15 protein-coding genes are annotated in these 12780 nt (G+C 72.6%); all 15 read right to left on the bottom strand.

Features of this window, described 5'->3' with window-relative positions; translation table 11 throughout:
* Nucleotides 1–7: 7 nt before the first annotated feature.
* Nucleotides 8–712, bottom strand: a complete 705-nt coding sequence (locus tag RB150_02835) for a SatD family protein (GenBank protein ID MDQ7819476.1) — start codon at nt 710–712, stop codon at nt 8–10.
* Entirely contained in the window at nt 709–1533 is an 825-nt protein-coding gene (locus tag RB150_02830; protein ID MDQ7819475.1) for a purine-nucleoside phosphorylase, read from the bottom strand. Before RB150_02830 ends, RB150_02835 begins: the two co-directional genes overlap by 4 nt.
* Nucleotides 1534–1596: 63 nt before the next feature.
* Nucleotides 1597–2775: a phosphopentomutase gene (locus tag RB150_02825; protein ID MDQ7819474.1), complete on the bottom strand. Its 1179-nt coding sequence runs from the start codon at nt 2773–2775 to the stop codon at nt 1597–1599.
* On the bottom strand, nt 2772–3719 hold the full coding sequence (gene xerD / locus RB150_02820; GenBank protein ID MDQ7819473.1) for a site-specific tyrosine recombinase XerD: 948 nt from the start codon (nt 3717–3719) through the stop codon (nt 2772–2774). Before xerD ends, RB150_02825 begins: the two co-directional genes overlap by 4 nt.
* A gap of 8 nt (nt 3720–3727) precedes the next feature.
* Nucleotides 3728–4249: an NUDIX hydrolase gene (locus RB150_02815; GenBank protein MDQ7819472.1), complete on the bottom strand. Its 522-nt coding sequence runs from the start codon at nt 4247–4249 to the stop codon at nt 3728–3730.
* 75 nt (nt 4250–4324) lie between these two features.
* Complete coding sequence (ilvE, locus tag RB150_02810) at nt 4325–5224, bottom strand: branched-chain-amino-acid transaminase (GenBank protein MDQ7819471.1); 900 nt, start codon at nt 5222–5224, stop codon at nt 4325–4327.
* 11 nt (nt 5225–5235) lie between these two features.
* Nucleotides 5236–6885, bottom strand: a complete 1650-nt coding sequence (locus RB150_02805) for a CTP synthase (protein MDQ7819470.1) — start codon at nt 6883–6885, stop codon at nt 5236–5238.
* Entirely contained in the window at nt 6885–7730 is an 846-nt protein-coding gene (locus RB150_02800; protein MDQ7819469.1) for an NAD(+)/NADH kinase, read from the bottom strand. Before RB150_02800 ends, RB150_02805 begins: the two co-directional genes overlap by 1 nt.
* A gap of 2 nt (nt 7731–7732) precedes the next feature.
* Nucleotides 7733–8578, bottom strand: a complete 846-nt coding sequence (locus RB150_02795; protein ID MDQ7819468.1) for a TlyA family RNA methyltransferase — start codon at nt 8576–8578, stop codon at nt 7733–7735.
* A 6-nt stretch (nt 8579–8584) separates the two neighbouring features.
* Nucleotides 8585–9508 (bottom strand): polyprenyl synthetase family protein, encoded by a 924-nt coding sequence (locus RB150_02790; GenBank protein ID MDQ7819467.1) that lies wholly within the window; start codon nt 9506–9508, stop codon nt 8585–8587.
* Nucleotides 9509–9525: 17 nt separating this feature from the next.
* A complete protein-coding gene (locus RB150_02785) occupies nt 9526–9825 on the bottom strand; it encodes an acylphosphatase (GenBank protein ID MDQ7819466.1) in 300 nt (99 codons plus the stop codon).
* Nucleotides 9818–10240 (bottom strand): transcription antitermination factor NusB, encoded by a 423-nt coding sequence (gene nusB, locus RB150_02780; protein ID MDQ7819465.1) that lies wholly within the window; start codon nt 10238–10240, stop codon nt 9818–9820. The genes RB150_02785 and nusB overlap by 8 nt, the downstream gene beginning before the upstream one ends.
* Nucleotides 10241–10493: 253 nt before the next feature.
* Complete coding sequence (gene efp / locus RB150_02775; protein MDQ7819464.1) at nt 10494–11054, bottom strand: elongation factor P; 561 nt, start codon at nt 11052–11054, stop codon at nt 10494–10496.
* A gap of 235 nt (nt 11055–11289) precedes the next feature.
* Nucleotides 11290–12366 carry a Xaa-Pro peptidase family protein gene (locus RB150_02770; GenBank protein MDQ7819463.1) on the bottom strand — a complete coding sequence of 359 codons (1077 nt, stop codon included), beginning with the start codon at nt 12364–12366 and terminating at the stop codon, nt 11290–11292.
* A gap of 162 nt (nt 12367–12528) precedes the next feature.
* The coding region (locus RB150_02765) for a hypothetical protein (GenBank protein MDQ7819462.1) at nt 12529–12780 on the bottom strand (252 nt) is incomplete at its 5' end.

The following is a 12780-nucleotide window of genomic DNA, read 5'->3' as shown; positions in this document are numbered from 1 at the left end:
AGCCGTGTCATCCCCGCTCCTTCGGGCCGGCGGATGCCTGTGCAGGACCCGGCAGGCCCAGCAAGGAGGCCACGATCTCCGGAAGCCGCTGCTCGACCTCCAGGACCCGATCCCACACAGTGTACCTCAGACCCAGACTGACGGCCTGCTTGCTGACGCCCACGGCCTGGGCGACCTTCTCCAGGGACCGGTGCTGGCGGTAGAGGCTCACCCGCTCCCACTGCTTGACCGTCCAGCGCCTCTGAATGCCCCCCAGCAGCGCATACAAGGCGTTGAGGACCACGTCGGCGGCGGGGGTGCCCGACACCACCACGACCTCGCGGCCTGCCTCCTTTCCGAACTCCACCGCCTCCCGCGCCCGGACGAACGCGGGGCCGTCCATCTCCGTCACCCGGACCGCCAGGGCGGTGGCGATCGGGCCGATCCCCACGCCCACCGTGATCCGGTCGGGACGGATCGTCGAATGGACGGTCGCCACCACGGGTGGGAACCGCCGCGGATCCCGGATGAGGCCCTGGAGCTCGTCGCCCAGAGTAATCATGAACGGCGCGGCCAGGTCGGACTGGTGCCAGGTGTTGAGGCGGTCCACAAGGTCCCGCAGGCGCCCCTGCCACTCCCGGCGGTCCGGAAGATCCCGGGACACGACCAGGTCCGCGGTGACGACTGCGTACAGGTCACCGGAGGGGTGTTCCCGCGCGACCCGGTCTTTCACACCCGCATCTCCCGCACGATCCGCCGCACCAGCCGCACGAACTTGGGCTCGATCTCCCGGGCGGCGGCAATGACCTCTTCGTGGCTGACCGGCTGCACCTGCTCGCCGGTGGCCATGTCGGTGAGGGCGGTGATGCCCAGCACCCGCATGCCCATATGCCGGGCCGCGATGACCTCGGGGACCGTGGACATCCCCACGGCATCCGCCCCCCACCCCCGCAGCATCCGCAGCTCGGCGGGCGTCTCGTAGCTGGGGCCCGGCACGCCCACGTACACGCCCTTGCGGATGGGGATGCCTTCGGCCAGGGCCGCCCGCTCGGCCAGGGCGATGAACTCGGGGTCGTAGGCCGCGGACATGTCCACAAACCGCGGCCCCAGAGAGGGATCGTGGGGGCCGATCAGGGGGTTGGTGCCGAAGAAGTTGATGTGGTCGGCGATGATCATCAGATCGCCCCGGTACCACTGGCGGTTGAGGCACCCGGCGGCGTTGCTCACCACCAGCACCCCGGCGCCCAGGGCCCGCATGACCCGCACCGGGAAGACCACCTCGGCCAGGGTATAGCCCTCGTAGTAGTGCACCCGCCCCTGCATGGCCACCACGGACTTGCCCTCCAGGTGCCCCAGGATCAGATTTCCGGCGTGCCCTTCCACCGTCGAGCGCGGGAAGGCCGGGATGTCGGCGTAGGGCAGCACGGCGTCGGCGTCGATGTCGGCGGCCAGCGCCCCCAGCCCCGACCCCAGGATGATGGCCACCTGCGGGGTCACCCGCGTGCGCGCGCGAATGTAGTCTGCGGCCGCCCGGATGCGCTCCCTCCACTCCACGGCGTTCCCCCTCGTCCTGCCGGCGGGGCGGGACACCGGCCGTCCTGTTCCCGCCCGCCGTGTCTATTCGGCAATCAGGGGCACCATGCTTTCTCCCGGACCCTCCCAGGGGATCCCCAGGGCCGCCGCCACGGTGGCGCCCACGTCGGCAAACGTCGGCCGCGTGCCCAGATCCACCCCTCCCCGCACGCGCCGGCCGGCCACCAGCAGGGGCACGTACTCCCGGGAGTGGTCGGTGCTGGGCGTGGTGGGGTCGTTGCCGTGGTCGGCGGTGACGATCACCAGGTCGTCGGCGCCGAGGGTGTCCAGGACCTGGGGCAGGGCGGCATCGATGGCCTCCAGTCCCCGGGCGTAGCCCCCCGGGTCGTTGCGGTGGCCGTAGCGCGAATCCAGGTCCACCAGGTTGGTGAAGACGATGCCCCGGGGGATCCGCCGCACCGCCTCGGCGGTGCGGGCCACCCCGTCCAGGTCGTCGTGGGTGTGCACCGCTTCGGTGATGCCCCGGCCGGCGAAGATGTCCGCGATCTTGCCCACGCCGATCACCGGATACCCCGCGGCCACGGCCGCATCCAGGACCGTGGGGGCCGGCGGAGGCAGGGCAAAGTCCCGCCGGCGGTCGGTGCGGACATATGCTCCGGGCCGGCCCACAAAGGGCCGGGCGATCACACGGCTGACCGCGTGCTCGCCGGTGAGGATCCGCCGCACCGCCCGGCACATCTCGTACAGCCGCTCCACCGGGATGACGTCCTCGTGGGCGGCGATCTGGAACACGCTGTCGGCGGAAGTGTACACGATGGGGTACCCGGTGCGCTGGTGCTCCGGGCCCAGGCGGGCGATGATCTCGGTGCCGGAGGCCACCTCGTTGCCCAGCACGGGGGTGCCCAGGACCCGCTCCACCTGAGCGATGAGGTCGGGAGGAAACCCGCGGGGATAGGTGGGAAACGGCCGCTCCAGGATGACCCCCATCAGCTCCCAGTGCCCGGTGGTGGTGTCCTTGCCCGCCGACCGCTCGGCCATGCGGCCGAACGCGCCGCGGGGGTCGGACACCGCCCGCACCCCGCGCAGGGGCGCGATGCGTCCCAGGCCCAGGGCCTCCAGGGTGGGGACCCGCAACCCGCCGGCGGCCTCGGCGGTGTGCACAAGGGTGTTGCTGCCCTCGTCCCCGTAGCGGCCGGCATCGGGCAGCTCCCCGATCCCGGCGCTGTCCAGGACGATGACGACGACGCGGGCGAACGTCCTCACGACTGCCGGCGGCGTCCTCCCCGGGGAGAGGGGGGAATCCGCATGCCGTCCCGCGGGTGCGCGGCGCGGTACACCTCGCGGAGGCGCTGGCGCGTCAGGTGAGTGTAGACCTGGGTGGTGGCCACGCTGGCGTGGCCGAGCATCTCCTGTACCGCCCGCAGGTCGGCCCCCCGGTCCAGCAGGTGGGTGGCGAACGAGTGGCGGAGCACGTGGGGGCTCAGCGCCCGCGTGATGCCGGCCCGCCGGGCGTAGCGGCGAACCAGCTTCCAGCAGGCCTGCCGGGTCAACGGCCGGCCGCGGCGGCTGACGAACACCGCCTGGGTCCATCGGTGGCGGACCAGCACCGGGCGCGCGCGCGCCAGGTAGGCCCGCAGGGCCCGGACCGCGTGGGCGCCCAGAGGCACGAGCCTCTCCCGGGAGCCCTTGCCGACGGTCCGCACCACCTCCTGGGCCAGGTCCAGGTCCGACAGCTGCAGTCCCACCGCCTCGGAGACGCGCAACCCGCTGGCGTACAGCAACTCCAGCAGCGCCCGGTCCCGCAGGCCCTCGGGCGTGGATGGATCGGGGGCGGCCAGCAACCGCTCCACCTCCTCCACGGTCAGCACCCGCGGCAGCCTCTGCGGCAGGCGCGGGGGGGCCAGGTCGACCGTGGGATCCGTGCCCACCGCGGTCTCCCGCAGCAGGTACCGGTACCACGCCCGCACCGAGGCGGCCCGCCGCCGCACCGTGGCCGGACTGAGGCCGCGGCGGCGCAGGGTGGCCAGGTACAGGCTCACCGTGGCCCGGCTGACCGCCCCCGGCGCGGGCGCTCCCCGGCTGGCGGCGAACGCCGCGAACTCCTCCAGGTCCCGCCGGTACGCTTCCACGGTGCGGGGCGCCAGCCCGGCCTCGGCCAGGGCGTGGGCGCAGAACGCCTCCACGGCCCGCAGGAAAGCGTCCGGCACGCGGGGCGTCAGGGACGTCGGGTCCATTCCGGGATCAGCCACAGCAATCCGATGATGGACTTGCTGTCGACGATCTCCCCCGAGCGCACCAGCGCCTGGGCGGCCGCCAGGGGCATCCGGACCACCTCCAGGTCCTCCTCCTCACCGGGCAGGCGGTGGGGGGTCAGGTCGGTGGCCAGGTAGACGTGTACCGTCTCCGTGAGGAACCCCGGCGAGGGGTAAAACGAGACCAGGTGCTGCAGGCGCCCGGCGCGCATGCCGATCTCCTCTGCCAGCTCCCGCTGCAGGCACGCCTCCGGCGATTCGCCGGCCTCCAGGGTGCCGGCGGGGATCTCCAGCAGCGCCCGCCCCACCGCCGGCCGGTGCTGGCGGACCAGCAGCACGTCCCCGTCCACCAGCGGCACGGCCGCCACCGCCCCCCGGTGCTCCACGATCTCCCGGGACGCGCGGCGGCCGTCGGGCAGCCGGACCTCCTCCACCCGCACGGAGACCACCCGCCCCTCGTACACGCGGCGCCCGCCGCCGTTCATCGCGCGTCTGACCGCCCCTTCACCACGCCGCCCCGCCGGGCCGGGCGGGCCCGGCGGGAACGGCGCCCAGAGGTGCTACGGCCGGGCCTCGGCCGGCGACGGGTAGATGGGAGTCCCCTCGCGGGCCACCAGGTCCCGGAAGGCGGCCATCAACCGCCGGGTGATGGGGCCGGGCCGTCCGTCGGCGATGGGCCGGCCGTCCAGTTCCACCACGGGCCCCACCTCCGCGCCCGTACCCGTCAGGAAGCACTCGTCGGCCGTGTAGATGTCATACAGGGTGAACACCCGCTCCGCCACCGGCAGCCCCTGGTCCCGGGCCAGGTCCAGGATGGCGTCCCGGGTGACGCCGCGCAGGATCCCCAGGTAGGCCGGAGGCGTCCACACCTGCCCGCCCCGCACGATGAAGATGTTGTCGGCGCTGCACTCGCAGACGTACCCGTCGGCGCTGAGCATCACCGCCTCGTCCACGCCGGCCCGGTTGGCCTCCAGGCGGGCCAGGATGTTGTTGAGGTAGTTGAGGGTCTTGGCCTGGGGCGCCAGCATGTCGGACCGCACCTTGCGGGTGGTAGCGGTGATGGCCCGCAGGCCCCGCTCGTAAGCCTCGGGGGGGTACAGCTGGATCGCGTCCACGATGATGACCACCGTGGGGGACGGGCACTTGCGGGGATCCAGGCCCAGGTCGCCGACGCCCCGGGAGACGATGGGCCGGATGTAGGCGTCCTGCAGGCCGCAGCGTCGGACCGTTTCGAGGATCGCTTCCGCCATCTCCTGGCGGGACAGCGGGATCGTCAGCTGCAGGTACCGCGCCGACGCGTACAGGCGGTCCAGGTGGGCCTCCAGGCGGAAGATGCGCCCCCGGTAGGCCCGGATTCCCTCGAAGACACCGTCGCCATACAGGTACCCGTGGTCATAGACCGAGACCCGGGCCTCCTCCTTGGGCACGAACGCACCGTTGACGTAGGTGACCAGCGCCATGGCTCGCCTCCTCAGGTCATGGTGTCCGCCCCGTCCCGGGACCCCACCGCCACCCGGGCCCGGCGGAGGGCCGCGCCGATGAAGTCGCGGTACAGCGGGTGGGGGCGCGTGGGCCGGGACCGGTACTCGGCGTGGAACTGGGTGCCCACAAACCAGGGGTGGTCGGACAGCTCGATGATCTCCACCAGGTTCTTCTCCGGGTACACCCCGGTCACCCGCAGGCCCCCGCGGGTGAGGATGTCCAGGTAGGCGTTGTTGACCTCGTACCGGTGGCGATGCCGCTCGGCGACCATGTCGGTGCCGTAGGCCGCGGCCGCCAGCGACCCCGGAGCCAGGCGGCAGGGATACAGGCCCAGCCGCATGGTCCCTCCCTTCTCGGTGACCCCCTTCTGCTCGGGCAGCAGGTCGATCACCGGGTGGGGGGTGGCCGGGTCGACCTCGGTGGTGTTGGCTCCCTCCAGGCCGCAGACGTGGCGGGCGAACTCCACCACCGCCCACTGCATGCCGTAGCAGATGCCCAGGAACGGCACCTTCCGCTCCCGGGCAAAGCGGATGGCCTTGACCTTGCCCTCCACCCCCCGGGCCCCGAACCCCGGGCACACCAGGATGCCGTCGAACTCCGCCAGCCGCGCGGCCACCTCGGCGTCGGACAGGGGCTCCAGGGTTTCGGCGTCCACCTTGGTGATGACCACCTCGGCCCGGTAGGCGATGCCCCCGTGGCGAAGGGCCTCCACGATGCTGACGTAGGAATCTTCCACCCCCATGTACTTGCCGACGAGGGCGATGCGCACCGACGCCTGCGGGTGCAGGATGCGGTCCACCATCTCCTGCCACTCGCCCAGATCCGGCGGACCGCACTCCAGTCCCAGCCGCCGGACGATCAGCTCGCCCAGCCCCTCCCGTTCCAGGATCAGGGGGACCTCGTAGATGGTGGCCGCATCCATCGCCTCGATGACGGCGTCGGGGGAGACGTCGCAGAACAGGGCGATCTTCTCCTTGATGGCCCGGGACAGCGGCCGCTCGGTGCGGCAGACGATGACATCGGGCTGGATCCCGATGCTGCGCAGCTCCTTCACGCTGTGCTGGGTGGGCTTGGTCTTGAGTTCGCCGGCGGCCCGCAGGTAGGGCACCAGGGAGACGTGCACGTACATGACGTTGTCGGCCCCCACCGCGTGGCGGAACTGGCGGATGGCCTCCAGGAAGGGGAGCCCTTCGATGTCGCCCACCGTTCCCCCGACCTCCACGATGGTCACGTCGGCCCCCGCGGCGGCGGCCACCCGGCGGATCTCGTCCTTGATCTCGTTGGTGACGTGGGGGATCACCTGCACGGTGCCGCCCAGGTACTCGCCCCGGCGCTCCCGGGCGATGACCGCGCCGTAGATCTTGCCGGTGGTGGTGTTGTTGTCCCGGCTCAGGTTGGTGTCGATGAACCGCTCGTAGTGGCCCAGGTCCATGTCGGTCTCGGCGCCGTCGTCGGTGACGAAGACCTCGCCGTGCTGGTGGGGGTTCATGGTCCCCGCGTCCACGTTGACGTACGGGTCGAACTTCAACATGGTCACCCGCAGCCCGCGGGCCACCAGCAGGCGGCCGATGCTGGCCGAGGTGATCCCCTTGCCCAGGGCCGAGGCCACCCCGCCGGTGACGAAGATGTACTTGGCCACTAGCGTTCCCCCCAGGTGAGTTTGGTACGGAGAATGCCGTAAAAACTGCGTCGGCGCAGGCGCACGAACCGGGTGACCTGCTCCGCCCGGCACACCCGCAGGCGCTGCCCCGGCTCCAGCGACACCGTGGCCCGGCCGTCGGCGGTCACCGCCGCCGCCGATCCGGCCTCCACCTCCACCACGTCGTCCCGGTGGACCACCACCGCCCGGGCATTGAAGGTGTGGGGACAGATGGGGGTGATCAGCAGAGCCTCCACCCGCGGATGCACCACCGGTCCGCCGGCCGACAGGGAGTAAGCGGTGGAGCCGGTGGGGGTGGCGACGATCACGCCGTCGGCGGGGTAGCTGGCCAGGTGCTCGCCGTTGACCCAGACCCGCAGCCGCAGCACCCGCGCCACCCCTCCGTGGGACACCACCACGTCGTTGAGCGCCAGCAGCCGTCCCTGCCCGCCCACCTCGGCCTGCAGCATCATGCGCTCGTCCAGGCTGTAGCGGCCCTCCGCCAGGTCGGCCGCCACCGCCGGCAGCTCCTGCACCGAGACCTCCGACAGGAAGCCCAGCCCGCCCAGGTTCACGCCCAGGATCGGCACGTCGGCGGCGGCCGCCAGCCGGGCCGCCCGCAGGATCGTGCCGTCGCCTCCCACGGCCACCACCAGGTGCGCGCCCGACGCCAGCGTTTCCTCCGACCAGCCCGCCTCCTCCAGGTGCAGGGCCTGAGCGCCATCCCGATCCACCCGCACCTTCGCGCGGCCGCGCAGGATCTCCAGAGCCGCCCGCACCGGCCCGACCAGCTCGGGCTGCTCGGCCAGCCGGGTGGCGTTCACGACGACCGCGACGGTGGTCATCTCTACGCCGGCCGCGCCTCGGCGTGCGCGCGCGCCACCACCGCCTCCACGTCCAGGTCGGCCGGGGGTGCCTCCCCCCGGCGCAGGTGCACGAAGAACTCCAGGTTGCCCTCCGGGCCCCGCAGCGGGGAGGGCGCCAGTCCCAGCGGAGCCAGTCCCGCGGCCCGGGCTGCCTCCAGCACGCGACGGATGGCGTCGGCGTGCAGGGCCGGGTCCCGCACCACCCCCCGCCGGGTGCGGCGCGGCCCCACCTCGAATTGCGGCTTGATGAGGGCGACGATGTCGCCTCCGGGGCGCACCAGCGACGCCACCGCCGGCAGCACGGTGCGCAGGGAGATGAACGACACGTCCACCGTCGCCAGATCCACCGGCCCGCCCACGTCGGCCGGGGTCAGCGAGCGCACGTCCCGGCGCTCCAGGCTGACGACCCGGGGATCGCGGCGCAACCGCCAGTGCAGCTGTCCCGTGCCCACGTCCACCGCATAGACCCGCGCGGCCCCGCGCTGCAGCAGGCAGTCGGTGAATCCGCCCGTGCTGGCGCCCACGTCCACCGCCACACGCCCGGCCACGTCCAGCCCGAACGCTTCCAGGGCCGCCAGCAGTTTCTCCCCTCCCCGGCTGACAAAGCGCGGCCGCCGCGGCCGCACCTGCACATCCGCGTCGGCGTCCACCAGCTGGCCCGGCTTGGACGCCACGGCGCCGCCCACCAGGACCTCCCCGGCCAGGATGGCCGCCGCGGCCTTGGCCCGCGACTCCGCCAGGCCGCGCTCCACCAGCAGGGAGTCCAGCCGCACCCTCCGCCGGACCGCCCGCGCCTCGCGCACCGCCACGGACCTCTCGCCGCGCATGGTGTCCTAGTGGTCCCGCTCCAGCAGGTCGCGGGCCAGCCCGGCCAGGATCCGTCCCGACGGGCCCAGCCGCCCGGCCGCGTCCACGGCCTCCTGGGTCAGCCGGGCCGCGGCCGCCCGCGATTCCGCCACCCCGTAGGCGGCGGGATAGGTGGCCTTGCCGACGTCCCGGCGGGTGCGTTTGCCCAGCTGCTCGGGATCGCCGGTGAGGTCCAGGATGTCGTCGATGATTTGAAACGCCAGACCCACCTTCTCCCCGTACACCGTCAGGGCGTCCAGGGTGGCCGGATCGGCGCCGGCCAGCAGCCCCCCGGCGCGGGCGCACGCCCGGATCAGCGCGCCGGTCTTGCGCCGGTGGATCTGCACGACCAGCTCGGGCAGGGCGCCCAGCGCGTCGGGCGGCCCGCCGGGAAAGCGCCGTCCCTCGCCCAGCAGGTCCAGCACCTGCCCGCCCACCATGCCGTCGGTGCCGATGGCGGCGGCGATCTCTCCGGCCACCGCCAGGACGCGCTCGGCCCCGCAGGTCGCGGCGGCCTGGGGGATCAGGGCAAACGCCAGGGCGTGCAGGGCATCGCCGGCCAGGATGGCAATCGCCTCACCGAAGGCGACGTGGACGGTGGGGCGGCCGCGGCGGGTATCGGCGTCGTCCATGGCCGGGAGGTCATCATGGATCAGCGAGTAGGTATGGATGCACTCCACCGCGCAGGCGACCGGCAGGACCGCCTCGGGCGCCAGCCCGCAGGCCTCGGCGCTGGCCAGGACCAGCAGGGGGCGCAGGCGCTTGCCCCCGGCCAGCACGGCGTGCCGCATCGCCCGGTGCAGGATGCGCGGAGGACAGTCCGCCGGCGGCAGGACCGCGTCCAGGGCCTCGTCCACCAGGCGGACGCGGCTGGACAGGTAGGCGGCCAGCTCCGTGTCCACCAGCGCCACCCCAGCGGTCCCTCCCCTCACAGGATCCGGAACCCCGTCAGCCCGGCGGGGGATTCCCACTCCACCTGCACCCGGGTCACCACGGCGCCGGCCGGGCCCCGCTGCACCTCGGCGATGAACTGGTCCAGAACCGCCCGGGGGCCTTCGGCGATGATCTCCACCCGGCCATCCGGGAGGTTGCGGGCCAGACCCGACAGCCCCAGGCGACGGGCCACCCGCTCGGTGAAAAATCGGAAGCCGACGCCCTGCACCACACCCGACACCCACAGGTGGCAGCGCGCAACGGTTGTGGCGGCCCCGGGTCGCCTCTCATCCATCACGCACCCCGCTGCGCTCGCGAACCCGGCGCAGCACCGCGGCCAGAACCCCGTTGACGAACTTCCCGGAGTCCTCGGTCCCGTAGGCCTTGGCCAGCTCCACCGCCTCGTTGATGACCACGGCCGGAGGCGTGTCCATGTGCTGCAGCTCGTAGGCGGCCAGGCGCAGAATGGCCCGGTCGGTGCCGGCCAGCCGGTCCACCGACCACTGGGGGGCCACCTCGGCCAGGAGGGCGTCCAGCTGCCGGCGCGCCGTCCAGGCTCCCTCACAGAGGGCACGCAGAAACGGCCGCTCCCGCTCGGGGACGTCCGGGAGAACCCGCTCCAGCACCGCCGCCAGGGGCTGGCGGCCGACGTCGGCTTCGTACAGAGCCCGCAGCGCCAGTTCGCGGACGCGGCGCCGCACGCCCGCCATGGCTAGAACATCCCGGCCGGCAGGGGGACCCACAGGGACCCGGGGCGCCGGCCGCACGCCCGCTGAACAAAGAAACAACCACCCAGCGCTCGCCGGGTGGTACGCCGCCCCGGTTGCCCCGCGGCAACCAGGCCCGCGGACAGGCGCGGTGGGCGGTCCAGCACGGACCAAGTATACCAGAGCCCTCCACCCCGAACAAGCCGAGCCCGCCGCAGCCGCGTGCGCCTGTCGTCCTTTGCCCATTTTCGTTCTCTCATTTCACCCGCTCCAGGTATTCCCCGGTCCGGGTGTCGACGCGGATGCGGTCTCCCACCGAGACGAACAGCGGGACCTGCACGGTGATGCCGGTCTCCAGCCGGGCGGGCTTGGTGCCCCCCGAGACGGTGTCGCCGCGGACGCCGGGGGCGGTGTCCACCACCTCCAGCTCCACGGCGTTGGGCAGCTCGACCGCGATAGGGCGGCCGTCGTAGAAGACCACGGTGACGTCGGTGTTCTCCTTCAGGTATCCGACGGCGTCCCCCAGGAGCTGGGCCGGCAGGCTGAGCTGCTCGAACGTCTGCCGGTCCATCATCACGTACTCGTCGCCGTGCCGGTACAGGAACTGCATCACCTTGCGGTCCAGGGAAGCCTGGGGGACCATCTCGTCGCTGGTGAAGTTCCGTTCCAGCACGGCGCCGGTCTTCAGGTTGCGGAGGCGGGCCCGCACGAACGCCTGGCGCTGGGCGCGTTTGTGGTGATGGGCTTCCACCACGGCGTACAGCTCGCCGTCCAGCTCGATCACGACCCCCGGCCGAAAGTCTCCGCTGGCAATCATGGCTCCTCCCGTGGCCTGCGCGACGTGATGCCGACCCCGCGCTGGCGGTCGTCGCGCACACGCCAGCGGCGCGGCCGAGTCCCGCCGGCCGCTGCCGGACCGCTGATTGTCCGCCGGGCTTCCGCGACAGACGCCGCCCCGCGAGGCCGGATGAATTCTAACAAAGGGAGGAGGGAAGAAGGAAGAGGGAGGAGGGAGGCACCTAAGCCATTGTTCCCTCTTCCCTCTTCCCTCGTTATAGTTCCATCAGCTCCTTGGGCGCCCGGGTGAGGATCTCGCAGCCGTCCGGGGTCAGGACCACCAGATCTTCGATCCGCACGCCGCCCCACCCCGGCAGGTACACGCCCGGCTCCACCGTCACCACCATCCCGGCCTCCAGAACCGTCTCCTCGCGGGGGGAGAGGGACGGACCTTCGTGGATGGCCAGGCCCACCCCGTGGCCCAGGCCGTGGCCGAAGTGCTCGCCGTGTCCGGCGTCGGCGATGACCTGACGGGCCAGGGCGTCCGCGTCCCTGCCGGTGAGCCCCGGCCGCAGCCCCCGCAGGGCGGCCGTCTGCGCCCGCAGGACGAGGTCGTAGATCTCGCGCTGACGCTCGGTGGCGCGGCCCAGGACCACGGTGCGGGTGCAGTCCGAATGGTAGCCGTCCACCACGGCCCCCCAGTCCACAGTGACGAACTCGCCCGCCGCCAGCAGCTTCTCGGAGGCGCGCCCGTGCGGCAGCGCGGATCGGGGGCCGCTGGCCACAATGGAACCGAACGCCTCCCGCTCGGCGCCGTGGCGGCGCATGAAGAACTCCAGCTCGAGGGCCACGTCCCGCTCGGCGATCCCCGGCCGCAGGTAGCCCAGGATGTGGTTGAAGGCGGCGTCCGCCACCTGGACGGCCCGCCGGATCCGGTCCAGCTCCGCGGGCTCTTTCACCCAGCGCAACCGGTCCACGCCGTCCACCGGGACCATCTCCACCGACTGCAGCGCCCGGGCCAGCTCGTCGCGCTGGCGCACGGTGAGGCCGTCGGGCTCAAAGCCCAGGCGTCGGATCTCCCGCGACCGCACCGCCTCGGCCAGCGCCTCGGACGCCTGGCGGGGGACCTGGACGACCTCCCAGCCAGGCGCCTCGGCGCGGGCCTGCGCCACGTAGCGGAAGTCCACCAGCAGGACCGCCTCGCGGCGGGCGATCAGGGCGGCGCCGGTGGAGCCGGTGAATCCGGCGAGGTAGCGCAGGTTGGGGGATTCCAGGCGCTCTGCCTTGACCACCAGCATCGCGTCCACCTGGTGCTGGTCCAGCAGGCCGCGCAGACGTTCCAGCCGGGACATCAGGGTCTCCTTTCTGCGGTCGGGAATTCCGCCGCGGGTCTCCCAAAGGATTGGCCCCGGCGGTCGCGTTGTCCTTCAGGCACGCCCTGGCGGACGGGCTCCTCTGAAAACGCCCGGGGCTCCGCATCGCGGAGCCCCGGGCCGGCCCACTGCACTCTGCGATCAGGGAACGACCTTCACCGAGTCCGTGCCGCTGAACGGCGTCCCGTCGGTCATCTCGCCTTCCAGGGTCACCTGGGTGTCCCCCGGGCTCAGCTTCATTTGCGCTGTCTCGAAGTGCAGCACCAGATCAATGAGCCCGTCGCCGTTGACGTCGTCGAAGGAGTCCATGTAGGCCCCGTTGGGCTTGCGGGCCACCGGCGCTCCGGCCAGCCGCACCGTGCCGATGTTCACCTGGGTGACGTCGTAGCCTGT

The organism is Armatimonadota bacterium (assembly GCA_031081675.1).
GTDB classification, from domain to species: domain Bacteria; phylum Sysuimicrobiota; class Sysuimicrobiia; order Sysuimicrobiales; family Kaftiobacteriaceae; genus Calidihabitans; species Calidihabitans tengchongensis.
The sequence above is the reverse complement of the archived record's forward strand: the minus strand, read 5'-3'. Positions and strand labels throughout refer to the sequence as shown.